Annotated in this window: 28 protein-coding genes and 1 tRNA gene; 8 read left to right on the top strand and 21 right to left on the bottom strand. The window is 69.2% G+C overall.

Annotation, left to right across the window (positions count from 1 at the left end; genetic code table 11):
* The 6 genes from V9K99_RS06445 to V9K99_RS06470 form a co-directional block, all read right to left on the bottom strand.
* A tRNA-Ala gene (locus V9K99_RS06445) sits at nt 1-73 on the bottom strand.
* A gap of 707 nt (nt 74-780) precedes the next feature.
* Complete coding sequence (locus V9K99_RS06450; RefSeq protein WP_337323322.1) at nt 781-1,428, bottom strand: histidine phosphatase family protein; 648 nt, start codon at nt 1,426-1,428, stop codon at nt 781-783.
* Nucleotides 1,425-1,823, bottom strand: coding sequence for a ribosome silencing factor (gene rsfS, locus V9K99_RS06455; RefSeq protein ID WP_337323321.1), 399 nt, complete (start codon nt 1,821-1,823; stop codon nt 1,425-1,427). Before rsfS ends, V9K99_RS06450 begins: the two co-directional genes overlap by 4 nt.
* A 10-nt stretch (nt 1,824-1,833) precedes the next feature.
* On the bottom strand, nt 1,834-2,457 hold the full coding sequence (nadD, locus tag V9K99_RS06460) for a nicotinate-nucleotide adenylyltransferase (protein WP_337323320.1): 624 nt from the start codon (nt 2,455-2,457) through the stop codon (nt 1,834-1,836).
* 5 nt (nt 2,458-2,462) lie between these two features.
* Entirely contained in the window at nt 2,463-2,621 is a 159-nt protein-coding gene (locus tag V9K99_RS06465) for a hypothetical protein (protein WP_337323319.1), read from the bottom strand.
* Between the two features lie 55 nt (nt 2,622-2,676).
* Complete coding sequence (locus V9K99_RS06470; protein ID WP_337323318.1) at nt 2,677-2,805, bottom strand: hypothetical protein; 129 nt, start codon at nt 2,803-2,805, stop codon at nt 2,677-2,679.
* Nucleotides 2,806-2,954: 149 nt separating this feature from the next.
* On the opposite strand from V9K99_RS06470, the gene V9K99_RS06475 reads away from it, so the two are divergent.
* Complete coding sequence (locus tag V9K99_RS06475; protein WP_337323317.1) at nt 2,955-3,410, top strand: Lrp/AsnC family transcriptional regulator; 456 nt, start codon at nt 2,955-2,957, stop codon at nt 3,408-3,410.
* Here the strand turns inward: V9K99_RS06475 and V9K99_RS06480 are convergent.
* The gene (locus tag V9K99_RS06480) at nt 3,312-4,535 is read right to left on the bottom strand and encodes an MFS transporter (RefSeq protein WP_337323400.1); all 1,224 of its coding nucleotides are present in this window, start codon (nt 4,533-4,535) and stop codon (nt 3,312-3,314) included. The two genes, V9K99_RS06475 and V9K99_RS06480, sit on opposite strands and share 99 nt — an antisense overlap.
* A gap of 83 nt (nt 4,536-4,618) precedes the next feature.
* On the opposite strand from V9K99_RS06480, the gene V9K99_RS06485 reads away from it, so the two are divergent.
* On the top strand, nt 4,619-5,485 hold the full coding sequence (locus V9K99_RS06485) for a winged helix-turn-helix transcriptional regulator (protein WP_337323316.1): 867 nt from the start codon (nt 4,619-4,621) through the stop codon (nt 5,483-5,485).
* Here the strand turns inward: V9K99_RS06485 and V9K99_RS06490 are convergent.
* The gene (locus tag V9K99_RS06490) at nt 5,469-6,344 is read right to left on the bottom strand and encodes an alpha/beta fold hydrolase (protein ID WP_337323315.1); all 876 of its coding nucleotides are present in this window, start codon (nt 6,342-6,344) and stop codon (nt 5,469-5,471) included. The genes V9K99_RS06485 and V9K99_RS06490 overlap by 17 nt on opposite strands.
* A 66-nt stretch (nt 6,345-6,410) precedes the next feature.
* Here V9K99_RS06490 and V9K99_RS06495 point away from each other — a divergent pair, with 66 nt between their 5' ends.
* Nucleotides 6,411-6,980: a PadR family transcriptional regulator gene (locus V9K99_RS06495; protein ID WP_337323314.1), complete on the top strand. Its 570-nt coding sequence runs from the start codon at nt 6,411-6,413 to the stop codon at nt 6,978-6,980.
* Here the strand turns inward: V9K99_RS06495 and V9K99_RS06500 are convergent.
* Genes V9K99_RS06500 through V9K99_RS06520 form a run of 5 tightly spaced genes read right to left on the bottom strand, consistent with a single transcriptional unit; the run spans nt 6,977 to nt 11,420 of the window.
* On the bottom strand, nt 6,977-8,221 hold the full coding sequence (locus V9K99_RS06500) for a glutamate-5-semialdehyde dehydrogenase (RefSeq protein ID WP_337323313.1): 1,245 nt from the start codon (nt 8,219-8,221) through the stop codon (nt 6,977-6,979). The genes V9K99_RS06495 and V9K99_RS06500 overlap by 4 nt on opposite strands.
* 43 nt (nt 8,222-8,264) lie before the next feature.
* Entirely contained in the window at nt 8,265-9,638 is a 1,374-nt protein-coding gene (locus tag V9K99_RS06505; RefSeq protein ID WP_337323312.1) for an aldehyde dehydrogenase family protein, read from the bottom strand.
* The gene (locus V9K99_RS06510) at nt 9,635-10,048 is read right to left on the bottom strand and encodes a cupin domain-containing protein (RefSeq protein WP_337323311.1); all 414 of its coding nucleotides are present in this window, start codon (nt 10,046-10,048) and stop codon (nt 9,635-9,637) included. Before V9K99_RS06510 ends, V9K99_RS06505 begins: the two co-directional genes overlap by 4 nt.
* Nucleotides 10,045-10,356 carry a putative quinol monooxygenase gene (locus V9K99_RS06515; RefSeq protein ID WP_337323310.1) on the bottom strand — a complete coding sequence of 104 codons (312 nt, stop codon included), beginning with the start codon at nt 10,354-10,356 and terminating at the stop codon, nt 10,045-10,047. Before V9K99_RS06515 ends, V9K99_RS06510 begins: the two co-directional genes overlap by 4 nt.
* On the bottom strand, nt 10,353-11,420 hold the full coding sequence (locus tag V9K99_RS06520; protein WP_337323309.1) for an Ldh family oxidoreductase: 1,068 nt from the start codon (nt 11,418-11,420) through the stop codon (nt 10,353-10,355). Before V9K99_RS06520 ends, V9K99_RS06515 begins: the two co-directional genes overlap by 4 nt.
* Nucleotides 11,421-11,500: 80 nt before the next feature.
* On the opposite strand from V9K99_RS06520, the gene V9K99_RS06525 reads away from it, so the two are divergent.
* Nucleotides 11,501-12,157: a GntR family transcriptional regulator gene (locus V9K99_RS06525; protein WP_337323308.1), complete on the top strand. Its 657-nt coding sequence runs from the start codon at nt 11,501-11,503 to the stop codon at nt 12,155-12,157.
* Here the strand turns inward: V9K99_RS06525 and V9K99_RS06530 are convergent.
* Together V9K99_RS06530 and V9K99_RS06535 are read right to left on the bottom strand one after the other, a co-directional pair.
* Complete coding sequence (locus V9K99_RS06530; RefSeq protein WP_337323307.1) at nt 12,154-12,837, bottom strand: response regulator; 684 nt, start codon at nt 12,835-12,837, stop codon at nt 12,154-12,156. The two genes, V9K99_RS06525 and V9K99_RS06530, sit on opposite strands and share 4 nt — an antisense overlap.
* Nucleotides 12,834-14,450 carry a sensor histidine kinase gene (locus V9K99_RS06535; protein WP_337323306.1) on the bottom strand — a complete coding sequence of 539 codons (1,617 nt, stop codon included), beginning with the start codon at nt 14,448-14,450 and terminating at the stop codon, nt 12,834-12,836. The genes V9K99_RS06530 and V9K99_RS06535 overlap by 4 nt, the downstream gene beginning before the upstream one ends.
* 149 nt (nt 14,451-14,599) lie before the next feature.
* Here V9K99_RS06535 and V9K99_RS06540 point away from each other — a divergent pair, with 149 nt between their 5' ends.
* Genes V9K99_RS06540 through V9K99_RS06555 form a run of 4 tightly spaced genes read left to right on the top strand, consistent with a single transcriptional unit; the run spans nt 14,600 to nt 18,031 of the window.
* A complete protein-coding gene (locus V9K99_RS06540; protein ID WP_337323305.1) occupies nt 14,600-15,604 on the top strand; it encodes a Bug family tripartite tricarboxylate transporter substrate binding protein in 1,005 nt (334 codons plus the stop codon).
* Nucleotides 15,604-16,107: a tripartite tricarboxylate transporter TctB family protein gene (locus tag V9K99_RS06545; protein ID WP_337323304.1), complete on the top strand. Its 504-nt coding sequence runs from the start codon at nt 15,604-15,606 to the stop codon at nt 16,105-16,107. The genes V9K99_RS06540 and V9K99_RS06545 overlap by 1 nt, the downstream gene beginning before the upstream one ends.
* Nucleotides 16,107-17,639: a tripartite tricarboxylate transporter permease gene (locus tag V9K99_RS06550; RefSeq protein WP_337323303.1), complete on the top strand. Its 1,533-nt coding sequence runs from the start codon at nt 16,107-16,109 to the stop codon at nt 17,637-17,639. Before V9K99_RS06545 ends, V9K99_RS06550 begins: the two co-directional genes overlap by 1 nt.
* A 2-nt stretch (nt 17,640-17,641) precedes the next feature.
* On the top strand, nt 17,642-18,031 hold the full coding sequence (locus tag V9K99_RS06555) for a universal stress protein (RefSeq protein ID WP_337323302.1): 390 nt from the start codon (nt 17,642-17,644) through the stop codon (nt 18,029-18,031).
* On the opposite strand, the gene proB is transcribed toward V9K99_RS06555, so the two are convergent.
* From proB to V9K99_RS06585, 6 genes are all read right to left on the bottom strand, one after another.
* Entirely contained in the window at nt 18,028-19,143 is a 1,116-nt protein-coding gene (gene proB, locus V9K99_RS06560) for a glutamate 5-kinase (protein WP_337323301.1), read from the bottom strand. The genes V9K99_RS06555 and proB overlap by 4 nt on opposite strands.
* Nucleotides 19,144-19,149: 6 nt before the next feature.
* Nucleotides 19,150-20,724, bottom strand: coding sequence for a GTPase ObgE (gene obgE / locus V9K99_RS06565; protein ID WP_337323300.1), 1,575 nt, complete (start codon nt 20,722-20,724; stop codon nt 19,150-19,152).
* Between the two features lie 151 nt (nt 20,725-20,875).
* Nucleotides 20,876-21,136 carry a 50S ribosomal protein L27 gene (gene rpmA / locus V9K99_RS06570; RefSeq protein ID WP_337323299.1) on the bottom strand — a complete coding sequence of 87 codons (261 nt, stop codon included), beginning with the start codon at nt 21,134-21,136 and terminating at the stop codon, nt 20,876-20,878.
* Nucleotides 21,137-21,147: 11 nt separating this feature from the next.
* Nucleotides 21,148-21,465: a 50S ribosomal protein L21 gene (gene rplU / locus V9K99_RS06575; RefSeq protein WP_145813181.1), complete on the bottom strand. Its 318-nt coding sequence runs from the start codon at nt 21,463-21,465 to the stop codon at nt 21,148-21,150.
* Between the two features lie 139 nt (nt 21,466-21,604).
* Nucleotides 21,605-24,691: an Rne/Rng family ribonuclease gene (locus tag V9K99_RS06580; RefSeq protein WP_337323298.1), complete on the bottom strand. Its 3,087-nt coding sequence runs from the start codon at nt 24,689-24,691 to the stop codon at nt 21,605-21,607.
* Between the two features lie 142 nt (nt 24,692-24,833).
* Complete coding sequence (locus V9K99_RS06585) at nt 24,834-25,661, bottom strand: TIGR03936 family radical SAM-associated protein (protein ID WP_337323297.1); 828 nt, start codon at nt 25,659-25,661, stop codon at nt 24,834-24,836.
* Nucleotides 25,662-26,042 lie beyond the last annotated feature (381 nt).

Here is a 26,042-nt window from a genome sequence, read left to right on the forward strand (position 1 = left end):
TGGAGCTTAGGGGATTCGAACCCCTGACCTCTTCCATGCCATGGAAGCGCGCTACCAACTGCGCCAAAGCCCCGCGGTGTCTTGCGACTCCGGAAGTTTAGCGGATACCTGGCGTCAAAGAAAAATCGGGTGGGACCCTCTCGACAGTATCCGCCCAAGGCGGCCGGAGGACCGTCCACGAGGCGCAACGTTGCCGTCAGTCACCGTCTGCCAGCCCGCCCACTCCCCTCGCACGCGGCCCCCGTAGACCGACCCGATCACAGCTCGCCGGACGCCCATCCGCGGCGCTGTCAGAGGCGGACGGAGGAGTAGGTCCGCGGCCGAGCGCTGTGTCCTCCGGCCTGCAGAGGCTGTCCAGCCGTCCGCTGAGACAGTGCGCCGGACAGCACCCCTGGGGTCGCGCGCCGGAAACTGTCGCCGCGAGGCGGTGCCCTTCTGCCCCGGGGTCGCCGTAGACGGTGGTCCCCCTTAGAGGAGTACGCCTGGCCACGGTTCGCGGCGCGCCCGGAGGCGCCAGAAGGGCTGTCGCCGCGGAGCGGTGTCCTTTGGGGCTGCTCCCACAAGCTTGTTCTCCGCCGAACGCGGTGCGCCGGAGAGCGGTTCGCGGCAGCCGCCGGAGGCGGACAGAAGAACAGCCGCCGCGCAGCGGCGTCGTTTGGCCCTCGGTAGCTCTCCCCAGCTGTTGGCCGAGGGCGGTGTGCCGGCAGCCGGCTCGCGGCTGCGCCGGAGGCGCCGAAGGAACAGCCGCCGCGGAGCGGCGTCCTTTGCGGGCGTCCGGGGTCAGCGTTGGGGGTCGTCGCTCATTACGGGTTCGGGGAGGGAGCCGGCGTTCCATTCTTCGATGCGCCAGCGGTGGTTGCGGCTGGGGAGGAGGGAGACCCAGTTGCAGTTGGAGAGGCCGCCGAAGGCGGGCCAGTGGGCGTCGGGGATGCCGAGGAAGAGGCAGATGCCGACGCGGGCGGCGAGGCCGTGGGTGGCGATGACGATGGTGTCTTCGGAGGTGCCTTGGGTGGCGACCCGGCCGAGGGCTTCGGAGAAGCGGGCGGCGACTTCTTCGACGGTTTCGCCGGCGGTGCCGCGGCGTTGGGGTTCGCCGGCTTTGATGCGGGCGGCGGCCTCGGGGTGGATGGCGGCGAGTTCGGCCATGGTCATGCCGGCCCAGTCGTCGACGTCGATCTCGCGGAGGGCTTCGTCGTACTCGATTTTGAGGCCGGTCAGCGCGGCCAGTTCGGCGGCGGTCGCGGCGGCGCGTTGAAGGTCGCTGGCGAACAGCCGGGTGGGTGCGAGAGACGCCAACCGCGCAGCGGCCTCGCGGGCCTGTGCCAGACCGACGTCATCCAACGGAATATCGGCTTGGCCCTGGATCTTGTCCTGCAGGTTCCACTCGGTCCGGCCGTGGCGCCAGACGATCAGTCGTCCCGCGGTCATTCGGCGGCGGAACCAGGAGCGGCGGAACCAGGGACGGGCGACGGTAGGGCGATGGTCGGGCAGTCGCGCCAGAGCCGCTCGAGGGAGTAGAAGCTGCGCTCCTCGGAGTGCTGGACGTGGATGACGATCTCGAGGTAGTCGAGCAGCACCCAGCGGCCTTCGCGGGCGCCTTCGCGGCGGACCGGCTTGGCGTCGAAGTCGACCCGGAGCTTCTCCTCGACCGCGTCGACGATGGCGCGGACCTGGCGGTCGTTCGAGGCGGACGCGACCAGGAAGGCGTCGGTGATGGCGAGCTGCTCGGAGACGTCGAAGGCGAGGACGTTCTCCGCCTTCTTGTCGTGGGCCGCCTCGGCGGCCGCGGTGAGCAGCTCGATGGCACGTTCGCTGGCTGGCATGTAGTTCCTTCTAACGGTTGGTGTAGAGCTCACGCTTGGCGATGTACTGGACGATGCCGTCCGGCACCAGATACCAGGTCGGATTCCCCTTCGCGACCCGCTCACGGCACTCGGTCGACGAGATCGCCAGTGCGGGCACTTCGAGCAGGGTGATCCGGTCCATCGGCAGTTTGTCGAGCGGCAGTTCGAGGCTCTCCGTGCCGGGCCGGGTACAGCCGACGAACTGGGCCAGTTTGAACATCTCGTCCACGTCGCGCCAGGTCAGGATCTGGGCGAGCGCGTCGGCGCCGGTGATGAAGAACAGCTCGGCTTCGGGGTACAGCCTGGACAGGTCGCGCAGGGTGTCGATCGTGTACGTCGGCCCCGGCCGGTCGATGTCGACCCGGCTGACCGTGAACCGCGGGTTCGACGCGGTGGCGATGACCGTCATCAGATAGCGGTCCTCGGCCGGCGAGACCTTCCGCTCGGACTTCTGCCACGGCTGGCCGGTCGGGACGAAGATCACCTCGTCCAGGTCGAAGTACGACTGCACCTCGCTGGCCGCGACCAGGTGGCCGTGGTGGATCGGGTCGAACGTGCCGCCCATCACGCCAATGCGCCGTACCCGCTCCACCGAAGCCACGTCAGCCTTCACGCCGCTCAGCTGTGCGGCCGGCCCTTGCCCATGATGAGCGTGACAAGAAGCAGCAGGACGAGCACGAACAGGGAGAACCCGCCGTACCACCACGGCGAGATGTGCGCGGCCTCGGAGCCGGCCTCTTCGGCAGCCGCCAACAGCGGCAGAAGGTGCGTGTGCATGACGCAGAGCCTATCTCGTGCCCACCGGGCTCAGGCGCCGGTGGGCACAAATGGGTCAGCTGTGGCGGATGTAACGGGTCAGCAGCCGGCGCCAGACGGACGGTACGGCGTGGGCGCGCTGGTACTGCGCGGCGACGCGGTGCAGCTCGTCGATATGGGCACGGGCGACTTCGGGGGTGATCATGATTCCTTCACTGGGTTGGTACGACGGGCTCGGGACGGACGATCCCGACACCACACATTCTACGTCGCAGGCACCGCATGAACAAACGAATTAAAGGTAGACTAGGCCACAGACCTACGAATCTTTGGTGAACGGGGAGGTTGACGCCGATGGACGCAATCGACCGGCAGCTGATCGAGGCACTCCGGGTGAACGGCCGTTCCAGCTGGGCCGAGCTCGGTCGCGTGGTCGGCCTGTCCGGCCCGAGCGTCCAGGAACGGGTCCGCCGGCTCGAGGAACGCGGCGTACTGCTCGGATACCGCGCGGTCGTCGCGCCGGAGCACGTCGGCCTCGGCACGAGTGCCCTGATCGGGTTGTTCCAGCGCGACGACGTGGAGACCGACGACATCGTCGACCAGGTCCGCGAGATCGCCGCGGTCGAGGACTGCTGGTTCGTGGCCGGCGATCAGGAACTCGTGGTGAAGGTCCGCGTACCCGACGTCACCCAACTCGAAGCCGTCGTGGGCTCACTGCGCCGCGTCAACGGCGTGGTCCGCACCCGGACGACGGTCGTCCTCTCGACCCGCTGGGAGAGCCGCCCGGCGCCGCTCCCCGACGAGGACTAGTACGACGCCTGCCGCAAGAGCGAGCGCGGCAGCGACCGGAAAGAGCAACCCCGGCGCGTGCTCGTAAGCAGATCCACCAAGCGCCGGCGCGAGGAACATCCCGCTGATCGACGCGGCGGCGTACAAACTCGAATACCGGCCGACCATCCCGACCGGCGCCGCGTCGGCCACATGAGCGGTCGCGGTCGGCTTGTAGAGCATCTCCCCCGCCGTGATCACCACGATCGCAACCGTCGCCCCAACCAGCGAAGGCCAGACACCCAGCGCCGCCAACCCCGGCCCCACCAACGCGAATCCGACCGCGATCACCCGGGTCGAACGATGACCGCGCAACCGTACGGCGAGCGGCGCCTCGCAACACACGATCACCACCGAGCTCACCCCGATCAGTACGCCGTACGCGACCGCAGGCGACCCGGCATCGCGCAGCAGCAACGGCATCGTGGCGAACACCTGCCGATACACCGTGTCCACCACCACGATCGTTGCCAACAGCACCAACACCGACCGGTCCCGCAGCAGCGCACGCCACATCCCGGTTGACGCGACAGCGACGGTACGACGACCAGCAGGCACGAACCGCCACACGATCGCCGCAAGCACCAGACTCGACACCGCATCCAGCACGAAGACCAGCGAGAAGTCGTACGCCGCCAGGAGCCCGCCGAGCGGAGGTCCAATGGTGAAGCCCGCGTTGCTCGCCGTACGCGACAACGCGATCCCCTCCCGCCGACGCTCATCCGGCAGCGCGGTGGCGACCAGCGCACTGAGATTCGGCCTGCTCGCACCCCCGAAGAGCCCAGCCACCGCGGCGACAAGCCCAAGACCGGACGTAGACACAACAGGCATCGCCATGCACGCCAAGGCCCACAGGAGTTGACTGGCCACTGCGGCGCTTCGCAATCCGAAGCGGTCCCCGAACCACCCACCGCCGAGGTTCCCGCCGAGCAGACCGACGCCGTACGCCGCAGCCGCGAAGCCGGCCTGTTGCGCGGACATCCCGCGGTCCTCGACCAGGTAGAGCGTCAGATAGATCCATGCGAGTGCGCCCGCGGAGCTGACCAACTGACCGATCATCACCGCCTTGAGCCACCCCGGCAGTTCCGCGATCCGCCGCCAGTACATGCGCACCCCCAGGTAGAGTGAGTTCCCAATAGGAACTTACTAACACGGCTAGCGTGGTGGCAACCGGGATTGGGGGCAGAAGAGTGCGGCGGAGCAGTTTCGAGCCCGAGGCGGACTGTGCGATCGCGCAGTCCCTCGGCGTGATCGGCGACGGCTGGGAACTGCTGATCGTCCGCGACCTGGCTCGCGGCCTCGATCGCTTCGACCATCTCGCCGAGTCGCTGCACATCTCCCGCAAGGTCCTGACCGAGCGACTGACCGGCCTGATCGACAGCGGGATCGTCGAACGATCGGCGTACCAGGACCGTCCGACCCGCTACACCTACCGCCTCACCCCGCGCGGCCGCGCGTTGCTGCCCGTGCTGGTCGCGCTCCAGGACTGGGGCGACCGCTGGCTCCTCGGCGACGGCTCACTCACCGGCACCAACGAGGACGACGAACCGCCCGCGCACCGGATCCATCAGCTGACCGGCCACCGGGTCCCCGAGATCGCACTGCCCTCCACAGCCGGTACGACGCTCGACGTGGTCGACGCGGACGCCAAGGCAACCGTGCTGTTCGGCTACCCGGCGACCGGCCGACCGACCCCGCTGCCGGACGGCTGGAGCGAGATCGCCGGCGCCAGCGGCTGCACCCTGGAGAACCGGCTCTTCGCCGCGCGGTACGACGAGTTCGCCGCCGAACGGATCGTGGTGCGCGGTGTCAGCACGCAGCGCCCGGACGAACAGCGAGCGTTCGCGGCCGCCGAGGAGATACCACACACGCTGCTGTCCGACCTGGATCTGGAGCTGGCCGCCGCACTCCGGCTGCCGACCTTCCGGGCCGGTGGGTACGAACGGTTGAAGCGGGTCGTGCTCGTGATCGGGCCGGATCGCTTCGTACAAGCGGTCCGGTATCCCGTGACGGACATCGCGGAAGCCGTCGAATGGGCACTCACAAGAAGGCCTTGACCTCCGCGGCGATCCGGCCGACCGCCTTCGCACTGCCGCGCGGATTGGTCCCACCCGGATCACTCGACGAACCGTGGTCGAGCCCGTCGAACTCGATCCGCCGACAGTGCGGCAGCGCCTTCTCCAAGATGTCCCGCCCCGGCTTGAGCGCTGCAAGCCCCTTGCTGCCACCCATCAGCAGCACCTCCGCGGGCACCTCGCCGAACTTGTCGAGACCGGCCAGCTCCGCGATCAGCGCACCCTCCTGGTGAATGGTCGGCGCGAGCTTGCGCATGGTGATCGCGTCGGCGCCGAGCTGACGCTCCTCCTTGACCAGCATCCGCTCGGTGATCCCCCTCAGCGCCCGCCGCGGCAACACCTTCAGGAACGACGGCGCCAATTGCAGCCCGAACATGCTCGTCACCATCGCGCCGGCAACGTCCCCACGGGCGATCTCCTCATCGAAGCGCGCCAACCAGACCCGGTGACTCTCGCCTTCCATGACGAGCGCGGGCTCATAAACCGCCACCTTGCGAAGGACCGGCAGTGTGCGCGCCGCCTCCATCACAACAGCTCCTCCAGCGCTCACCCCGAACGCCACCGAAGCGCCGGCCTCCGTCAGCACGGCTGAGACGTCCTCCACCTCGGTACGGACGCAGTGGTCCGGTCGATGCGGACCGGACAACCCGCGCCCGCGCCGATCCATCAAGTAGACGGTGAAGTCGTCGGCCAGCGCCTGAGCGAGCAACGTGTGACTGCGGCTCGACTCCATGCTGCCGTGCACGAAGACGACAGCGGGACCGCGCCCGGTCTTCCAGTACCCGATCCGGGTGCCGTCGCGGGATTCCGCCGCACCTTGCGTCAGTTCGGTAGTCATCATGAATCGATAGTCACACAGGGTCTAGTTTCATTGCAACTAGTTTCGGAAACACGTAAGCTGACGGGCATGACCCTTCGCCGCTCCCCCTTGGCACTCGCGATCCTCGGCCTGCTCGAGAATGGGCCGCTGCACCCGTACGGGATGCAGCGGCTGATCAAGCAGTGGGGCAAGGACCAGGTCGTCAACGTCGGCCAGCGCACCAGCCTGTACCGGATGATCGACCGACTGGAGGACGCCAGGCTGATCGCGGTCGGGTCGACCGAGCGGGACGAGCGCTACCCCGAGCGGACGACGTACCACCTGACCGAGGAAGGGCGGACCGTCTGCCGGCAGTGGCTCACCGAGATGCTCAGCACGCCGCGCAACGAGTTCCCGGAGTTCCCGGCCGCGCTGTCATTCGTGATGCTGCTGACGCCGGAGGCCGCGGGCGAGGTTCTCGAGGAACGACGGGAACGCGTGAAGCAACGGATCGCCGAGTTCGACGCCGAACTGACCGGGGAGCACGACATTCCCCGGTGGGCTTTGCTCGAGACCGAGTATCAGAAAGCGGTCGCCGAGGCCGAGGTCCGCTGGATAGACACGATTGTCGACGATCTGCAGCGCGGCTCCCTGACCTGGAAACCGGGACCGGTCTAGGTCCGGATCTGGCCCTCGCCGGTGACGACGTACTTGGTCGACGTCATCTCCGGCAGGCCCATCGGGCCGCGGGCGTGCAGCTTCTGGGTGGAGATGCCGATCTCCGCGCCGAACCCGAACTCCCCGCCGTCGGTGAACCGCGTGCTGGCGTTGACCACCACCGCCGCCGAGTCGACCGCGGCGACGAAACGGCGGGCCGCGGCCTGCGAGCGGGTGATGATCGCGTCGGTGTGACCGGAGCTGTAGCGCCGGATGTGCTGTACGGCGGATTCCAGCGAGTCGACCACCGCCGCCGACAGGTCGAGCGAGTTGTACTCGATCCCGAAGTCCTCATCCGTCGCGGCGACCACGTTATTGCCAGCGGCAACCACTGCCGGATCACCGTGGACAGTCACGCCGGCCTCGGCCAGCGCCGGCAGCGCCCGGGACAGGAAGTCGTCGGCGACCGAGGAGTGCACCAGCAAGGACTCGGCCGCGTTGCAGACGCTCGGACGCTGGGTCTTCGCGTTCAGCAGGATCGTGAGCGCGAGATCCAGATCCGCGTCGGCGTCGACATAGACGTGGCAGTTGCCGACCCCGGTCTCGATCACCGGCACGCTCGACTCGCTCACGACGGTCTGGATCAGCCCGGCACCACCCCGCGGGATCAGTACGTCGACCAGCCCGCGCGCCTGCATCAACTCCTTCACCGCGGCCCGATCGGTCGGCACGCCCTGGATCACATCCGAAGGCAGCCCGGCTGACGTGACGGCTTCCCGCAGTACGGCGATGATCGCTTCGTTGGAAGCGGCAGCCGAGGACGAACCGCGCAGCAGGACCGCGTTGCCGGACTTCAGGCAGATGCCGGCCGCGTCGGCGGTCACGTTCGGGCGGGCCTCGTAGATGATCCCGACCACGCCGAACGGCACGCGGACCTGACGAAGCTCCAGCCCGTTCGGCAGGGTGTACCCGCGAACGACCTCACCGACCGGGTCGGTCAACCCGGCGAGCTGCTCGAGACCGGCGGCCATCGCGTCCACCCGGTCCGGGTTCAGCGCCAGCCGGTCCACCGTGGACTCCGGCGTACCGGCATCCCGCGCGGATGCCACGTCCTTCGCGTTCGCCGCGACGATCGTGTCCGTGTTGGCCCGCAACGCCGCCGCCATCGCGTGCAGCGCCGCGTCCTTGGTCGCCCGGGAGGCCTCCGCCAGCGCGTACGACGCCTCGCGCGCCCGGCGGGCCAGCTCGATGATCTCGCTCACCCTCCCATCGTAGGCTGCGCCGCTGCCGGCCCGCTCAGCCGTCTCAAGCCACCCAGTAGGTGCGGGTGTTGGTGAACTCGCGAAGCCCGGTAGCAGCCAGTTCGCGCCCGTAGCCGCTCTTCTTGGTCCCGCCGAAGGGCACCCGCGGATCAGACGCCACGACTGCGTTGACGAAGACCGCGCCGGACGTGATCCTCCGGGCGAGCTCCACGCCTCGGCCAGGATCACCGGTCCAGATGCTCAACCCGAGCCCGTACTGCGTGGCATCGGCCAGCTCGGCCGCATGATCGGCATCGCGAGCCACGGCCACCGCGGCGACTGGGCCGAACGTCTCCTCGTCGAACGCCGGCATCCCCGGAGCAGTCCCGGTCAACACCGTGGGCTCGAAGAAGTACCCAGACCCGTCGATGCTCCCGCCACCAGTCGCCAGGACCGCACCGGCCGCAACCGATGCGTCCACCTGCCGCTGGAGAGCGGCCCGCAGATCGTCGCGAGCCAGCGGACCGACCGCGACCCCACGATCGGTGGGATCGCCGATCACGAGACCCTTGACGCCCACGACGAACCGATCGATGAACTCGTCGGCCACCGCCGCCTCGACGATGAACCGCTTCGCGCACACACAACTCTGCCCGGAGTTCGTGAACCGGGCCCGGACCGCCGCCGCGGCAGCCGCTTCGATATCCGCATCAGCGAGTACGACGAATGCGTCCGAGCCGCCCAGCTCGAGCACGGACCGCTTCGACGCCCGCCCGGCGGCCGCTCCGACCGCGGCACCCGCGCGATTGCTGCCGGTCAACGTGACCGCCGCGACCCGGTCGTCCACGATCAGCCGCTCGATCGTCGCCGGTACGTCGGGCTCGTCCACCACCAGCGTGCGGACCAGATGCTCGGGGAACCCCGCGTCCCGGAACACCTGCTCGATCGCCAGCGCGGACCCGGTCACATTGGGCGAGTGCTTCAGCAGCACTCCGTTGCCCGCGGCAAGGGTCGGTACGGCGAACCGCAACACCTGCCAGACCGGGAAGTTCCATGGCATCACCGCGAGCACCAGCCCGATCGGCTCGTACGACACCCAGGCCTGCACACCGTCGATCGCTACCGGCTCATCGGCAAGAATCGCGGCACCCTGAGCCGCGTAGTACTCGGCCGTGACCGCGGACTTCTCGACCTCGCCTTCAGCCTCACCGATCGGCTTCCCCATCTCGGCCGTGATCAGCCCCGCGAGGCCCTCAGACGAGGCCCGAAGCTCGCGAGCCAGCCGAGTCAGTGCATCGAGGCGCGCGACGACCGGAACTGATCCCCACGAGGCGGCCGCCTGCGCAGCCTGTACGACGACCTGCTCGAGCTCAGCCGGAGTCATCGCGTCGTACGTCGCCAGCGTGGTCCCGTCAGTGGGATTGATCGTGGTGATCATCGGGCGCTCAACCCGCCACGGTCGTTCTCCGACAGGTGCTCGAAGGTCTCGCCCGTCGCGGTCATGGTGCGGGTGACGTCGCGCCCGCCGTACACCCAGTAGATCCGCATCGGAGTCGCGCCGCGGTTGAGGAACCGGTGCGGGACGCCGGCCGGGACCCAGGTCGCGTCACCGGCGACCAGGTCGAACTGCTCGCCGTCGATCTCGGCGATCGCGTCGCCTTCGAGGATCAGGACCGACTCCTCCACGTTGTGGCTGTGCAGCGGAAGTCCGGTGCCCGGGGCGAAGACGGTCTGCCCGGTGGTGATGCGGTTGATCTCGGAGTTCCAGCGGCCGACGTACGGCAGGGTGACGACCCCGTTGCCGCGGTCGAACGGGACGATCTCGCCAGGACGGATCAGCAGGTTCATGATTTGCCCTCGAAGTGGAAGAGGCGGCCGGCCAGGGTGTTGACCTGGCTGCCGGGGACGACGTGCTCGGCGACGGCTTCCCGCCAGACCTTGAAGTGCGGTGCGGATCGGTGGGCGTCGACCGCGGCCTCGTCGGCGTACAGCTCATACAGGGTGAAGTGGTGATCGTCGGCCAGGTCCTGGCTGACGTCGAAGAACAGGCAGCCCGGCTCGTCGGTGAACGACCGCTCGGCGTTGGTCCGGATCGCCTCGACGAAGTCGTCGAGATGCCCAGGGACCACCTGCAGGGAAACACTGAGGCTGATCATGCGGCGAGTTCCTCCGTGGGCGGTAGGTCGACCTGGGTCTCGGCGCCGAGCGTGACCAGGCTGGTCCAGGTGGTGGCGGTCAGGGTGATACCGGTGACGGTGTGCTCGGCGAGGTTCTGGTCCTCCAACTCGCCTGGAACGAGGATCCGGTCCGCCCAGGCTGCGGTCTCGGCCGATCGGGTCGCGTCGACCAGGGCTTCGACGCGTTCGGCGTACGACGCCGGGTCGTCCATCGCCGCGATGTCGATGGTGAGCAACAGGTGTCCGACCCCGCTCGGCGCATCCGGCTGGTACGGCCCGGCCACGTCGGCGCCGAAGGCACTGCCGGTCAGAACTCCGGCGAGTACGTCGAACATGAACGACATCACGTATCCCTTGGGCCCGGCCATCGGCAGGATCAGGCCCTCGATCGCGCGGCGCGGGTCGGTGGTCGGGTTGCCCTCGGCATCGGCCGCCCAGCCCTCGGGGATCTCGGTTCCGCGTTCGGCCGCGAGGTAGACCTTGCCGCGGGCAACGGCCGTGTTGGCCAGATCCATCACCACGGTCCCGTGCCGTCCGGCCGGCGCCGCGATCGACCAGGGATTGGTGCCGATGCTCTTCTGCCGGCCGCCCCACGGCGCCATCGCCGGGCTGGCGTTCGTGCAGAGGAGGGCGACGCAGCCCTGAGCGGCGGCCTTGCGGGTGAAGTACGCCGCCGTGCCGAAGTGGCCCGAGTTCCGGACGCCGATCGCGCTCACGCCGTACTCGCGAGCCCGGTCGACGCCCAGCGAGATCGCATGGTCGGTGATCACCTGGCCGATGCCGTTGCCACCGTCGAGCACGACCAGGGCACCGGTGTCGCGGACGCGTTCGATCCGGGTGACCCGTTCCATCGCGCCGCTGCGGAGGCGGGCGACGTACCAGGGCAGCCGGAGCATGCCGTGGGACGCGTGCCCCCACAGCTCCGCGGTCACCAGAGTGTCGGCCAAGAGGTGTGCGTCGGACTCGGGTACACCTTCGGCGCGCAGGACGGCCTCGGTGAACGACAGCAGCGCCTCCGGGCGGGTCCGCTGGGCAGATGCCATCCGCTGCTCCGATCGGGTGGTTACGATGACGGTACCTACGGAAGCATACTTGTATACAAGTATGCAAAGGGAGAGGCCAGATGACGGACAAACTGCGGCGCGCCTCCGGCGGCCAAGTCGTGTACGCCGAGCTGAAGCGGCAGATCCTCTCGTTGGAGCTGCCACCGGGCCGGCGGCTGTTCGAGCCGGAGCTCTCCCAGCAGCTGCAGGTGAGCCGCACCCCGCTGCGTGAGGCCCTCCGCCTGTTGCTCGCCGAGGACCTGGTGGACCAGCTGCCGACCGGCGGGATGGTGGTGCGGTCGCTCTCGGCCCAGGAGATCGATGAGCTCTACACCGTCCGGGCGGCGCTGGAGGGGCTGATGGCCGCGGAGGCGGCGGAGCGGATGACCGACGACTCAGCGGCCGCGCTCACCCGGCTGGTGGCGCGGAACGAGCGCTTGGTCGAGTTCGCCGACGACGCGATGAACGCCGGTCACGACTTCCACCTCGAGATCGCCGAGATCGCGGGGCACGGTTGGGCCGCGAGGCTGCACCAGCAGGTCGACGGTCAGATGGCGCGGTACCGAGCCTTCACGAACCAGTCGCAGCTGCGCCGGACCGCCGCGCTGGAGGAACACCGCGGCATCCTCGACGCGCTGATCACCCGCGACGCCGCAAGGGCCCGTGAGCTCGCCGAGGCCCACGTCCTGACCGCCCGCGACACCGCGCTGACCGCGATCGGCGAAAGACTCCCCTAGCGCCGGAGCAGCCGGTATCGACGCTCCGGTCGGCCGGCCACGCCGTACCTGGGCCGCATCTCCGCCTTGCCGATGGTCACCAGGTGTTCGAGATAGCGACGCGTGCTGCTGCGAGACAGGCCGGTCACCGCTGCGCAGTCGCTCGCGGACATCCCGTCGTCCGGCGCATCTCCCAGCGCCTGGACCACGAGATCCGTCGTCTCCGGACTGATCCCCTTCGGCGCGGTGGACGGAGCCCGGCTCCCCTGCGCGCGGAACACCCGGTCGACTTCCGCCTGGTCGATATCGGTCAACCGCTGGAGCTCTTCGCGATGTTCGGCGTACTCCGTCAGCTTGCTGCGCAGCGACTCGATCTCGAACGGCTTGACCAGGTACTGAAAGACTCCGCCGCGCAACGCCGTACGCACGCTGTCGAGGTCACGCGCCGCGCTGATGACGATGACATCGACCGGATAGTCGGCCGCCGACTCGCGGAATCGCCGCAGTACTTCGAGACCGCTCATGTCCGGCAGATGGATGTCGAGCAGGACCAGGTCGGGCCGCAACGAGCGTACGGCGGCCAGCGCCTCGGCACCGTTGCGCGCGGCACCTATCACCTCGAACCCTGGCTGCCGGGCGACCACGCTCGAGTGCAGCCGCGCCACCATGAAGTCGTCGTCGACGACCAGTACCTGGATCATGTCCGCACCACCGGAGCAAGCATCGGCAGGGTCGCCACGAACACCGCCCCTGCGTCGTTGTGCACGGTGACATCGCCGCCGCGCTTCCGGCAGATTACCCGCACCAGCGCCAGCCCGATCCCGTGATCGCCGGACTCGCCGTTCTTCGTACTGAAACCATGCGCGAAAACCCTGTGCTGCATCGCACTGTCCACGCCTGGCCCCGAGTCCCGGACCTGAATCCGTACGACGCCATCGCGCTCGAGCACCTCGACGGCGACGAACGGGTCGGGTGCTCCCGCGGCGGCGTCGAGCGCGTTGTCGACCAGGTTGCCGAGCACGGTCGAGACGTCGGTCGCGAGCCGCTCGTCCAGCCGCGGCAGCAGACTGCCGGGCTCGATCTCGAAGACGACCCCACGCTCGACTGCCTGCGAGGACTTGGCGATCAGCAGTGCTGCGACGGCCGGATCAGCCACCCGCGCGGTGACGCCGGCCGTCAGCTCAGTCTGGTCGGCGGCGATCTGCTGGATGTAGCGCAGTACCTCCTCGTACTCCCCCAGCTCGACGAGCCCGCTGACGATGTGCATCCGGTTGCTGAACTCGTGTGCCTGCGCACGCAGCGTGTCAGTGGTGTTGCGGGTCAGGTCGAGCTCACGCTGCAGTTCGAGCAACTCGGTGCGGTCGCGGAAGGTGGCGACCCACCCGATCTGCCGGCCGTGGCTGCGGACCGGCATCCGGCTCAGGGTGAGGACGCGGCCGTGCAGCGGCAGGATCTGGTCGGTGGTCGGCTCGGGCCGCTCGAAGATCTCCAGCAACCGGCCGGTGTCGTCCACCTCCCTCAGCTGCTGACCGGCCGAGGCGAGCGGGATGCCGAGCAGGTGGGCCGCCTGGTCGTTCACCATGGTGATCCGCCGGTGCAGGTCGACCGCGAGCACGCCTTCCTTGATGCCGTGCAGCAGGGCTTCCCGCTGCTCCACCAAGCCGGTGATCTCGCGTGGCTCCAGACCGAGCGTCTGGCGTTTCACGGTTCTTGCCAGCAGCAACGACCCGAGTACGCCGAGTAGGCTCGCGATGCCCAGATACGTCAGCAGATTGGGTACTGCCTCCCGCAGGTTGTCCATCAGGGAGGGGTACTGTCGGCCGACCGCCACCACGCCGTCGGTCTTCCCGGTGACCTGATTGAGGATCGGCGCCATGGCGAGCGCGGCACCGGTCGTCTCGTCCTGCCCAATCCAGCCGCGGCCGAGGAACGCGTCGGTCGCCTGCACCCGCACGACCGAGTTCTTCGGCAACGGATCGGTGGAGGCGATGACGCGCCCGTCGCGTAGCGCGACCATGACGTACGTCGAACCGGAGTACGTCCGGACGGAATCCACCTGGGACTGCGCCTGACCGAGGAAATCGGTACCGTTCGTGGCCGCCGCACCCCGCACGCCCGACGTCACGGCCAGGTAGTCGGCGATGGCGAGCGCACGCCTGCCCTCGGTCTCGCGGAAGCGCGCGTTGGACTGGGCCACCGAGGCCGCGGCGACGCCGACCAGTACGACGAAGACGATCAGCAACTGCATGGCCAGCATCCGCCCGGCCAGCGTCCATCGACGCCGGGCCAGTCGTGGTCGCCACCTCGCAGTCACGGCTTGATTGTGCTGCCGACGGCCGAATCGCGCCATCCTTGGCGTGAGCACAATGAACACAACGGAGTTTGCGTTCACAACGGTGACACCGCTACCAGGCACGCGGCACGCTGACGGCGACCGGACCCCTGCAGACCAAGGAGACCGCCGTGAAAGCACGGACGTGGTTCACCAGTATCACCGCCGTCCTGGCACTCGGCGTCGCGGCCACCGGCTGCGGTGTCAGCGCCGACGACAACGCCTCGGGCGGCACCGACACCGGGCCGGTGAAGGGCCTGCGCATCCTCGTGCCGAACTCCCCCGGCAGCGGCTACGACACCACCGCCCGCGCCGCCGCGAAGGCGATGCAGGACGCGAAGCTCACCGACACCGTCGAGGTGTTCAACACCGCGGGTGCCGGCGGCACCGTCGGCCTGCAGCGGCTGGTGAACGAGAAGGGCAAGGAAGACATCCTGATGCAGATGGGACTCGGCGTCGTCGGGGCCGTCTACACCAACAAGTCGAAGGCCACCCTGCAGGACACCGTCCCGATCGCCAAGCTGATCGAGGAGGCCGAGGCGATCGTCGTACCGAAGGGCTCGCCGTACACCAGCCTGGACCAGTTGGTCACGGCCTGGAAGGCCGACCCGGGCAAGGTGCCGGTCGGCGGCGCGTCGAACCAGGGCGGCCCGGACCACCTGACCCCGATGCTGCTGGCGAAGGCGGTCGGCCTCGAGCCGAAGTCCGTCAACTACGTGCCGTACGACGGCGGCGGCGAACTGCTGACCGCGGTACTGGGCAAGAAGGTGGCGTTCGCGGCCACCGGTATCGGCGAGGTCGCCGAGCAGGCCAAGACCGGTGACGTGAAGATCCTCGCGGTCACCACGGCGAACCCGGTCGAGGGGATCGACGCACCGACGCTGAAGAGCCTCGGCATCGACCTGGTCTTCAGCAACTGGCGTGGCATCGTCGCGCCTCCGGAACTGCCGGATGCGAAGAAGCAGCAGTTCATCGACCTGGTGACGAAGATGCATGACTCGCCGCAGTGGAAGCAGACGCTGGCCGACCAGGGCTGGACCGACGCATTCCAGACCGGTGACGAGTTCAAGAACTTCCTGAACTCGGAGAACGACCGGGTCGCCGGCGTGCTGCGGGACCTCGGTATCGAGGTCTGATGAGCACCACGTCCACGAGCACGAAGCAGGGCCGCTCCGAATTCGGAGTGGCCCTCGGGCTCCTGGTCCTGGGCGGCTGGGCCGTGGTCGACGCACTACGGCTCCCCGAGGCCCAGTCCCGGGGCCCGATCGACGCCAAGACGGTTCCGCTGTTCGTCGGCGGGCTGCTGATCCTGACCGCCGTACTGCTCGCCGTCGACGTCCTCCGGGGCGGTCGCGGCGAGCAGGAGGCCGGCGAGGACATCGATCTCGGTCACGGCAGTGACTGGAAGACCATCGGGCTGCTGGTCGCGGCGTTCCTGGCCAACATCCTGCTGATCGACCGGCTCGGCTGGCCGGTGTCCGGGGCGGTGCTGTTCTTCGGCACCACGTTCGCGCTGGGCAGCCGGCACCTGATCCGCAACGCGATCATCTCGATCGTCTTGTCGGTCGGCACCTGGTACCTGTTCAACCTCGCGCTGGGCATCGCCCTGCCGGTCGGCATCCTCAAGGGAATCCTCTGATGGACGCGTTCACCGAACTGATGAACGGATTCGCCACCGCGGCTCATCCGACGAACCTGATGTACGCCTTCCTCGGCGTCCTGCTGGGTACGGCGATCGGCGTGCTGCCCGGTATCGGCCCGGCGATGACGATCGCGCTGCTGCTGCCGCTGACCTACTCGCTGGAGCCGACCCAGGCCTTCATCATGTTCGCCGGTATCTACTACGGTGGCATGTACGGCGGTTCGACCACCTCGATCCTGCTGAACACCCCAGGTGAGAGCGCCTCGGTGATCACGGCGATCGAGGGCAACAAGATGGCCCGAAGAGGCCGGGCCGCCGCGGCGCTGGCGACTGCGGCGATCGGATCGTTCGTCGCCGGCACGATCGGCACACTAGGCCTGGCCCTGCTGGCGCCCGTGGTGGTCAGACTGGCCATCAAGATGGGCGCGCCGGACTACTTCGCCGTGATGGTGCTGGCGTTCATCGCCGTCACCACCGTGCTCGGCTCGTCGAAGGTCCGCGGCCTGGCCGCCCTCGGGATCGGGCTGCTGATCGGGATCGTCGGGATCGACCCGACCTCGGGGCAGCAACGGCTCACGCTGGGTCTGCCGGAACTTGCCGACGGCATCGATGTGGTCGTGGTCGCGGTCGGCCTGTTCGCGGTCGGCGAGGCGTTGTGGATCGCCGCCCACCTGCGTCGTACCCCGGCAGAGATCATCCCGGTCGGCGCCGCGCGGATGAGCCGGGCGGACTGGGGCCGGTCCTGGAAGCCCTGGTTGCGCGGTACCGCGATCGGCTTCCCGTTCGGCGCGATCCCGGCCGGCGGTGCCGAGATCCCGACGTTCCTGTCGTACGTCACCGAGAAGAAGCTGAGCAAGCACCCCGAGGAGTTCGGCAAGGGTGCGATCGAGGGCGTCGCCGGTCCCGAGGCGACGAACAACGCGTCGGCCGCGGGCGGTCTGGTTCCCCTGCTCACGTTGGGGATCCCGACCACCGCGACCGCCGCGGTGATGCTCGGCGCCTTCCAGGGGTACGGGATCCAGCCCGGTCCGCGGCTGCTGCAGACGCAGCCCGAGCTGGTCTGGGGCCTCGTCGCCAGCCTGTTCATCGGCAACGCGATCCTGCTCGGGCTGAACTTGCCGCTGGCCCCGATGTGGGCCAAGCTGCTGCGGATCCCGCGGCCGTACCTGTATGCCGGCATCCTGTTCTTCGCCAGCATCGGCGCCTACGCCGCGAACCTGTCCACCTTCGACCTGTGGCTGCTGCTGGTCTTCGGCGGGCTCGGCTTCGCGATGCGTCGCTACGGTCTGCCGGTGGTGCCGGCGATCATCGGCATCATCCTCGGCCCGACCGCCGAGGAGCAGATGCGGCGCGCCCTGCAGATCAGCGACGGCGACGTCAGCGGGCTCTACAACACCTGGTTTTCCAAGATCGTGTACGTCGTGATCCTGCTGGTCCTGGTGGTTCCGCCACTGGTCGACGTGATCCGCAAGCGCCGTACACCGAAGGAAGAGGCCGTACCCCAGCACTCCGACAAGACAGGAGACTGATCGTGGCGATCATCGTCGGCTACGTACCGACGCCCGAAGGCGTCGCGGCGCTGGAGGGCGCGATCGAGGAGGCCAAGCTCCGCAGGCAACGGCTGGTGGTGGTGAACTCCAGCCGCGGCGAGTCGCTGGTGGACAAGCGGTTCGCGTCCGGGACCGAGTGGGAGTCGGTCGAGCACCGGCTGTCCGAATCCGGCGTCGAGCACGAGCTGACCCAGCTCGTCGAGAGCAAGGACGCGGGCGACCAGATCCTCAAGCTGGCGCACGAACTGAACGCCGAGCTGATCGTGATCGGCCTCCGCCGCCGTACCCCGGTCGGCAAGCTCCTCCTCGGCAGCCAGGCCCAGACCATCCTGCTCCAGGCCGACTGCCCGGTCCTTGCGGTCAAGCCCTAGGTGAGCACAACCAGGTCGTCTCGGTGGACGACTTCACGTTCGTAGGCGGCTCCGAGCTCCTTGGCCAGATCACGGGTCGATCGACCCAGCAGGTCAGGGAGTTCGGTGGCGTCGTAGTTCACCAGGCCGCGCGCGACGACGACACCCTCGGGTGACACCAGGTCGACGGGATCCCCGGCCGAGAAGGTGCCCTCGACCTTCGAGATCCCAGCCGGAAGAAGCGACGTACGGCGCTCTGTCACCGCGCGTACGGCGCCTTCGTCGAGCCAGAGCCGGCCCTGGCCCGAAGTCGCGTGGGCGAGCCAGAGCAGGCGGGTCTTGCGGCGACGGCCGGTCGGGTGGAAGAGAGTGCCGACCGGCAATCCCTTCAGTGCTTCACCGACCCGGGCGGCCGACGTCAGGACGACCGGAATCCCTGCCTCGGTAGCGATTGCGGCCGCTTCGACCTTCGTCTGCATGCCGCCGGTTCCGACCCCCGACGAGCCGGTCCGGCCGATCTTGAGCCTCTCCAGATCCGTGGCTCCACGGACGTCCGCGACCATCGACGTACCCGGTTTGCGCGGGTCCCCGTCGTACAGACCGTCGACATCCGACAGCAGCAGCAACAACTCGGCATGCACCAGGTGCCCCGTCAGCGCGGCCAGCCGATCGTTGTCACCGAACCGGATCTCGGTCGTGGCCACCGTGTCGTTCTCGTTCACGATCGGTACGACGCCCAACTCGAGCAGCCGCGCGAACGTCCGGTACGCGTTGCGGTAGTGGCTGCGCCGGGTCACGTCGTCGACGGTCAGCAACACCTGGCCGACGCGCAGACCGTGGGCCGCGAACGCGTCGCTGTACCGCGCCATCAACAGGCCCTGCCCGACCGACGCGGCCGCCTGCTGCGTGGCCAGGTCGCGCGGTCGCGAGCGCAGGCCCATCGGGGCCAGGCCGGCCGCGATCGCCCCCGAGGAGACGAGCACGACCTCGGTACCCTGCACCCGTCGCGCCGCGATGGCGTCGACGAGCAGCCGGAGCCGTTCCAGGTCGATCTTGCCGCGCTGGGTCAGCGACGACGAACCGACCTTCACCACGATCCGCGAGGCCCTGACGACCTCCGCGCGATGTTTCATCAAGGGTCAACCGTTCTGGTCGAGTTCCTTCTGAGCCTCGAGCTCCCGCGCTTCCTTGCGCGCCAGCTTCTCGGCCTTCTCTGCAGCTCGCTTCGCCTCGGCCGGGGACATGTCCACCTCGTCCTCGACCCAGCCTTGCTTGTACTCGGACCGGTCCGTCGACGCCCGCTGCTCGTGGTACTCGGTGTCCTTGAGCCGGCGCCGCTTCTCGGCCGGACGGATCTCCTCCAGCCGATGGTCCTCGCCGCGCCGGGCCAGGATCTCCGCACCGGCCTGGACCTCGGGCGCGAAGTCGAACACGATCGCGTTCGGCCCGTCGCCGATGACAACCGCGTCGCCCTCCATCGCACCCAGCTCCAGCAGTTCCTTCTCCACCCCGAGCCGGTTCAGCCGGTCGGCCAGGTAGCCGGTGGCCTCCGCGTTCGCGAAGTCGGTCTGCCGGACCCAGCGCTCGGGCTTCTCACCCTGCACCAGCCAGCCGCCGTCCTCCGGCAGCTTCTTCACCTTGAACTCGGGCCCGCCCTGCACCTGCGGCCGGATCACGATCCGCGTGGTCTCAGGCTTCTCCGCCGCTGCCCGCCGCTGGACGACGAGCTCGGCCATCGCGAACTTCAGCGCCTCCAGGCCCTCGTGGCTCGCGGTCGAGATCGGGAACACCCGCAGCCCGCGCTGCGCGAGCTCGGCCTGCACCATCTCGGCGATCTCCCGGGCGTCCGGTACGTCGATCTTGTTCAGGGCAACGATCCGCGGCCGGTCCTCGAGCCCGCCGTGGGCCTCCAGCTCGGCCTCGATCGTGTCGAGGTCGCTGAGCGGATCACGGCCCGGCTCGTACGTCGCACAGTCGATCACGTGCACCAGCGCCGCACACCGCTCGACGTGCCGCAGGAAGTCGTGCCCGAGCCCGCGCCCTTCGCTGGCCCCCTCGATCAGGCCAGGTACGTCGGCCACGGTGAACGTGGTGTCACCCGCGATCACGACGCCGAGGTTCGGGATCAGGGTGGTGAACGGGTAGTCGGCGATCTTCGGCCGGGCCCGGCTGATCGACGCGACCAGCGAGGACTTGCCGGCGCTCGGGAACCCGACCAGCCCGATGTCGGCGACCACCTTGAGCTCGAGGACGAGGGTGCGCTCCTCGCCCTCCTCACCGAGCAGCGCGAAACCAGGAGCCTTGCGCGCGGAGCTGGCCAGCGCGGCGTTGCCGAGCCCGCCCTTACCGCCTTGGGCCGCGACGAACTCCGCGCCCGGTCCGACGAGATCGGCCAGCACTTCGCCGTCCGCCGTACTGATGACTGTGCCGTCGGGGACGGGCAGGACGACGTCCGCGCCGTTGCTGCCGGCCTGGTTGTCACCCTTGCCCTGGGCACCGTTCGTGGCGGACCGGTGACTGGATCGGTGGTAGTCGACCAGCGTGGTGGTGTCGGAGTCGACGCGGAGGATGACGCTGCCGCCGTCGCCACCGTTGCCGCCGTCCGGGCCGCCGAGCGGCTTGAACTTCTCCCGGTGCACCGAGGCGCAGCCGTTTCCGCCGCGGCCCGCGGTGACGTGCACCGTGACCCGGTCGACAAAGCTGGGGATCGCCATCGGTGGTGCCTGCTTCCTGTTCACTCCCCCGCGCCGAACGGAGCGGGGTTTCTGTCCTACATAGCTACTGTCTTAGACAGCAGAAGGGCGGGTGCGCGGTATTCCGCGACCCGCCCTTCGAAAAGGCTTGTGACTTGTCCGGGTGGCGGTGTTACTCCGCCGGGACCGGGACGATGTTGACGACGCGGCGACCGCGCCGGGTGCCGAACTCCACCGTGCCCTCGGCCAGCGCGAACAGGGTGTCGTCGCCGCCACGGCCGACCAGGGTGCCCGGGTGGAAGTGGGTGCCCCGCTGCCGGACGATGATCTCGCCGGCGTTCACCAGCTGGCCGCCGTACCGCTTCACGCCGAGCCGCTGCGCGTTGGAGTCGCGACCGTTACGGGTCGACGCCGCTCCCTTTTTGTGTGCCATTTCAGATCAGCTCACTTCTTCTTAGCGTCGATCGCGGTGACCTTGACCTGGGTGTAGTGCTGACGGTGCCCCTGGCGCTTGCGGTAACCGGTCTTGTTCTTGTACTTGAGGATGTTGATCTTGGGGCCCTTGGTGCGGCCCAGGACCTCGGCCGACACAGCCACCTTGGCCAGCGCGGCGGCGTCGGTCGTCACGGTGTCGCCATCGACGACGAGGACTGCGGGCAGCGAAACCGTGTCGCCGACCTGGTCCGTCAGGCTGTCGATCTCGATGACATCGCCGACGGCGACCTTCTGCTGGGTGCCGCCACTGCGCACGATCGCGTACACCGTGGATCTCACTCTCTGCTGGTTCGGAAGTTCTTACGGGGGCCTGCACAGACCTGCTAGCGGCCCACACAAACATGGCACGCGGAACGCGCGCCGAAGCTCAAGTTTACGGGTCGCGTCACAGACGGGTCAAACCGGGTCAGTTGCCGGTGGTGACCAGCTCAGCGGCGTCACTCGAAGCACCCGCCTCACTGTCACTCTGCTGGGCCGACTTGCCCCGGCCACGGCTGCTCCGCCGCCGCCTGCTGCCGCTGCGCCCGGACCCGTTCTGCTCGGCTGTTTCAGCGCTTTCCGGTACGGCGGCAGCCTCGGGTACGGCGGTCGTCGCCACGGGTCCGCCGTCGGGGAACCCGGTCGCCTCGGCGCTCACCGGCGCGTCACCGGCCACCGGGTAGCCGGTCGGCTCCCCCGCCGTACCGGCGTTGTCCGGCTCGTCGCCCTTCTTGGCGTCGGCGAGCGCGGATGCGGCCGCGATCTCGGCCAGCCGCTGGGCGGCGTCACCGTTCGACTGCGGGGTCTCGGGCTCGGTCTGCTCGTCCTCGCCGCGACCACGGCCCCGGCCGCGACGGCGGGAGTTCTTCCGGCTGCCCTCGTCGGCCTGGGCGGCGGGCTTCTGGTCCTGACCGCCGCGGCTGTCGCGCCGGCGGGACTCCTTCGGCTCGTCGTGCAGGATCAGGCCGCGGCCACCGCAGTGGTCGCAGTTCTCGCTGAACGCCTCGAGCAGGCCGGTGCCGATCCGCTTCCGGGTCATCTGGACCAGGCCGAGCGAGGTGACCTCGGCCACCTGGTGCTTGGTCCGGTCGCGGCCCAGGCACTCGACCAGCCGGCGCAGCACCAGGTCGCGGTTCGACTCCAGCACCATGTCGATGAAGTCGATCACGATGATGCCGCCGATGTCGCGGAGCCGGAGCTGCCGGACGATCTCCTCGGCCGCCTCCAGGTTGTTCTTGGTGACGGTCTCCTCGAGGTTGCCGCCGGAGCCGGTGAACTTGCCGGTGTTCACGTCGACGACCGTCATCGCCTCGGTCCGGTCGATGATCAGCGAGCCGCCGGACGGCAGCCAGACCTTGCGGTCCAGCGCCTTCTTGATCTGCTCGTCGATCCGGAAGTTCGCGAAGACGTCGCCGTCACCGTTCCACTTCTCGACCCGGTCGGCCAGGTGCGGGGCGACGTCGGAAACGTACTCGCGGACCTGGTCGTAGGCGTCGTCACCGGAGATCACCAGCTTGGTGAAGTCCTCGGTGAACAGGTCACGGACCACCCGAATGAGCAGATCCGGCTCACCGTGCAGCAGCTGCGGGGACTGGCCGTTCTTCGACTTCTTGTCGATGTCGGTCCAGTACTTCTGCAGCCGGCTGACGTCGGCGGTCAGCTCCTCCTCCGAGGCGCCCTCGGCCGCGGTCCGGACGATCACGCCCGCCTCGTCCGGGACGATGTCCTTGAGGATGCCCTTGAGCCGGTTCCGCTCGGTGTCCGGCAGCTTGCGGCTGATGCCGCCGTTGCCGCCGCGCGGGACGTAGACGACGTACCGGCCGGGCAGGCTGATCTGGTTGGTCAGCCGGGCGCCCTTGTGGCCGATCGGGTCCTTGGTCACCTGGACCAGCACCGACTGGCCGGACTTCAGCACCGACTCGATCTTGCGCGGGCCGTTGGCCCCGCCGAGGGTGGCCCAGTCGACCTCACCGGCGTACAGGACGGCGTTGCGGCCCTTGCCGATGTCGATGAACGCGGCCTCCATGCTGGGCAGCACGTTCTGCACCCGGCCGAGGTACACGTTGCCGATCAGCGAGACCTGCTCCTCCTGGGCGACGTAGTGCTCGACCAGGACGTTGTCCTCGGAGACCGCGATCTGGGTCAGGTCGCCACGGGCGCGGATCACCATCGTCCGCTCGACCGACTCGCGGCGGGCCAGGAACTCGGCCTCGGTCACGATCGGCGCCCGGCGGCGGCCGGCGGCGCGGCCCTCGCGGCGACGCTGCTTCTTCGCCTCCAGCCGGGTCGAGCCCTCGACCGCGGTGATCTCGTTGGCGGTGTTCTTGCTGCGCGGCTCGCGGACCCGAACGACGGTCTCGGCCGGGTCGTCGGGCGCGTCGGCGCTGTCCTCGCCCTTGCGGCGACGGCGACGCCGGCGGCGCCGGGACGAACTGCCCGAGCCCTCACCCTCGTCGTCGGTGTCGGCCGAGGCGTCCTGCTCGTCGTCGGAGCCGGCCTCGCTGTCCTGCTCGTCCTGCTCGTCGTCGTCCGCGTTCTCGTCCGAGCTGTCCTCGGCGTCACCGGACTTGCGGCGGCGACGGCCACCGCGGCGACGGCGGCGGCGGCGAGTGCCCTCGCCACCCTCCTCGCCGTCTTCGGTCTGCGCGGAGTCGGCCTCTGCGGCCTCCTCCTCGTCGGCGGCCTCGACAGGCTCCTGCACCGGCTCGGCGACGACCTCTTCGGCCTCACGGGCCTCGGTGTCGCGGCCGCGGCGGTTCCGGCGGCGGCGCGTCGTGGTCGGCTGCTCGTCGGCACCCGGCTCAGCAGGCGCCTCGACCTCGGGGGTCGCCTCGACCGGGCTGGTCGCCGCGGCCTGCGCGGGAGCCTGAGCCGGTACGTCGACCGGAGCCTGGAACAGCACCGGCGCGGCAGCCGGAGCCCGGCGCCGGGTCCGCCGCTGCGGAGCCTCTTCAGCCGGTACCGCGTCAGCGTCGGCCGCGGCGGTGTCGGCGGGCGCGGTGGTCGCTTCGGCGACCGGGCCGTCGGTGACCGGGGTGTCCTCGGTCAGCAGGTCGGCCTGAGCGGCCGCCCGCTTCGAGGTGCGCTTGCGGGTGGTCTTCTTCGCGGGCGCCGGGGCGCTCTCCACGACCGGTCCACCGTCGGCCGGGGTGGTCTCAGCGGCCACCTCGGCCTCGGTGAGCTCCGGGAACGTGTCCTGGGCGGCGGCCTTCTTGGCCGTGCGCTTGGCCGGCGCCTTCTTCGCGGGCGCCTTGGCGGCGGCCTTCTTGGCCGGAGCCTTCTTCGCGGCGGCCTTCTTGGCGGCCGCCTTCTTCACCGGGGCCGGGTCGGCGGTCTCGCCGTCGGACTGGGTGGGGACCTCCTCGGCGGCGACAGCCTTCTTGGCGGTCCGCTTGCGAGTGGTCGTCGTGGTCTTCTTCGCAGCAGCCTTCTTCGCGGTCCTGCGAGTGGTGGCTGGCTGCTGGGCGGGTGCAGCCGTGTCGGCTGCTTCGGTAGTCGGCTCGTTGTCGAGCATGCGGTGCGGGTCTCCTCAAGCCCTGCGGCGCATCCTGCGACCCCTGTCACGGGTCCGGCGCAGCCACATGGCGGTCACGGTTCGCCTCGCCCGGCGTCGGTGCCGGCGCGGCGGAAGCCTGCTGGATCCGCTCCGCCCGTGCTCAGGGCTCGGAGGGAGCGGCGGCGTCGCCCTCCGCTGGATGCGTCTGGTGGTCTTCCGCCTGGCCGGTCGCGGTCGCCTGGGTGGCGTCGCGGTCACGAGCGAGCGGGTCGTCCACCGTGCCGGAGGCCGCGATCAGCGGGCCCTGGGCGAGCCTGGTCAAAAGAGCCGGGCCCGTCACCGGGAGCGTCGCTACTTCGAGCACTCCGGCGAGAACGTCGTCGGGTCTCACGGCCGGGGTTCCGTGCCGTAACACCACTTGCAGTATCGCACACGTCGCAACCGGCGCCGGTTCGTGCGCGACGGTGAGTCGCAGAACGGCGTCCCGACAATCGAACGAGCGAAGTCCCCGTTTGGTCATGCGCTCGACCAGAATTTCGTCCCGAGCGAGGAACGCCGCCACCGCGGCGGACGCCTCGGCCGGATCGACGCCAGGCAGCGCGATCAGCCACTCACTGGCCTCCAGCCGGTCGGCCAGCGACCCGGGCCCGGCGACGACCACCTCGAGCACGTCCAGCCCGGGCGGCAGCGCCTCGTCCAGGGCGGCCCGGACCTGGTCGGCGTCCCGCTCGTGTGTGAGCGAAATCTCCAAGTACTCCGCCTCCGAGGCGGCTCCGGTCGGCGCGGCACCGGCGTACGAGATCTTCGGGTGCGGGCTGAAGCCGTGCGAGAACGCGACCGGCAGCTCAGCCCGGCGGACCGCCCGCTCGAAGGCGCGCTGGAAGTCCCGGTGTGAGGTGAATCGCAACCGCCCCCGCTTGGCGAACCGAATCCGCAGTTTCTGAACCGCAGGAAGTTGCTGGGAAGGCGGAGCTTGAACAGGTGCCACGGACCCATTCTCGCAGGATCACACGGAGCGAGCCCCGGCCGGGCAGCCCACTCAAGCCACCGCGCGTCCTGTCGACAGCCGCGACTGAAGCCACCGTGCCACCACATCACCTCACCAGTGAAGCCACCGTGCCACCACATCACCTCGCCAGTGAAGCCACCGTGTGGGCGGTCATCGAATGTGAGGACCCTGCCATGGGAAAGCCCTTACCGCCGACCAACTCCCTTCAGTCGACACACTGGCTTCAGTCGACGGCCTGGGGTCACACGCCGGCTTCAGTCGGCGGCCTGGCCTCGGTCGCACGCTGGCTTCAGTCGACGGCCTGGGGTCACACGCCGGCTTCAGTCGGCGGCCTGGCCTCGGTCGCACGCTGGCTTCAGT

This window comes from Kribbella sp. CCNWLW201 (assembly GCF_037203805.1).
In the GTDB taxonomy this organism is placed as follows: Bacteria; Actinomycetota; Actinomycetes; order Propionibacteriales; family Kribbellaceae; genus Kribbella.

Bases quoted from the DNA above. Each gene is read 5' to 3' on its own strand.
- V9K99_RS06475 (WP_337323317.1), top strand. From the start codon at position 2,955: ATGGACGCAATCGACCGGCAGCTGATCGAGGCACTCCGGGTGAACGGC.
- V9K99_RS06530 (WP_337323307.1), bottom strand. From the start codon at position 12,837: ATGATCCAGGTACTGGTCGTCGACGACGACTTCATGGTGGCGCGGCTG.
- rsfS (WP_337323321.1), bottom strand. From the start codon at position 1,823: ATGCCAGCCAGCGAACGTGCCATCGAGCTGCTCACCGCGGCCGCCGAG.
- V9K99_RS06515 (WP_337323310.1), bottom strand. From the start codon at position 10,356: ATGATCAGCCTCAGTGTTTCCCTGCAGGTGGTCCCTGGGCATCTCGAC.
- V9K99_RS06450 (WP_337323322.1), bottom strand. From the start codon at position 1,428: ATGACCGCGGGACGACTGATCGTCTGGCGCCACGGCCGGACCGAGTGG.
- V9K99_RS06465 (WP_337323319.1), bottom strand. From the start codon at position 2,621: ATGCACACGCACCTTCTGCCGCTGTTGGCGGCTGCCGAAGAGGCCGGC.
- V9K99_RS06525 (WP_337323308.1), top strand. From the start codon at position 11,501: ATGACGGACAAACTGCGGCGCGCCTCCGGCGGCCAAGTCGTGTACGCC.
- V9K99_RS06545 (WP_337323304.1), top strand. From the start codon at position 15,604: ATGAGCACCACGTCCACGAGCACGAAGCAGGGCCGCTCCGAATTCGGA.
- V9K99_RS06520 (WP_337323309.1), bottom strand. From the start codon at position 11,420: ATGGCATCTGCCCAGCGGACCCGCCCGGAGGCGCTGCTGTCGTTCACC.
- V9K99_RS06505 (WP_337323312.1), bottom strand. From the start codon at position 9,638: ATGATCACCACGATCAATCCCACTGACGGGACCACGCTGGCGACGTAC.
- V9K99_RS06490 (WP_337323315.1), bottom strand. From the start codon at position 6,344: ATGATGACTACCGAACTGACGCAAGGTGCGGCGGAATCCCGCGACGGC.
- V9K99_RS06510 (WP_337323311.1), bottom strand. From the start codon at position 10,048: ATGAACCTGCTGATCCGTCCTGGCGAGATCGTCCCGTTCGACCGCGGC.
- V9K99_RS06470 (WP_337323318.1), bottom strand. From the start codon at position 2,805: ATGATCACCCCCGAAGTCGCCCGTGCCCATATCGACGAGCTGCACCGC.
- V9K99_RS06580 (WP_337323298.1), bottom strand. From the start codon at position 24,691: ATGCTCGACAACGAGCCGACTACCGAAGCAGCCGACACGGCTGCACCC.
- V9K99_RS06495 (WP_337323314.1), top strand. From the start codon at position 6,411: ATGACCCTTCGCCGCTCCCCCTTGGCACTCGCGATCCTCGGCCTGCTC.
- V9K99_RS06480 (WP_337323400.1), bottom strand. From the start codon at position 4,535: ATGTACTGGCGGCGGATCGCGGAACTGCCGGGGTGGCTCAAGGCGGTG.
- obgE (WP_337323300.1), bottom strand. From the start codon at position 20,724: ATGGCGATCCCCAGCTTTGTCGACCGGGTCACGGTGCACGTCACCGCG.
- proB (WP_337323301.1), bottom strand. From the start codon at position 19,143: ATGAAACATCGCGCGGAGGTCGTCAGGGCCTCGCGGATCGTGGTGAAG.
- V9K99_RS06550 (WP_337323303.1), top strand. From the start codon at position 16,107: ATGGACGCGTTCACCGAACTGATGAACGGATTCGCCACCGCGGCTCAT.
- rpmA (WP_337323299.1), bottom strand. From the start codon at position 21,136: ATGGCACACAAAAAGGGAGCGGCGTCGACCCGTAACGGTCGCGACTCC.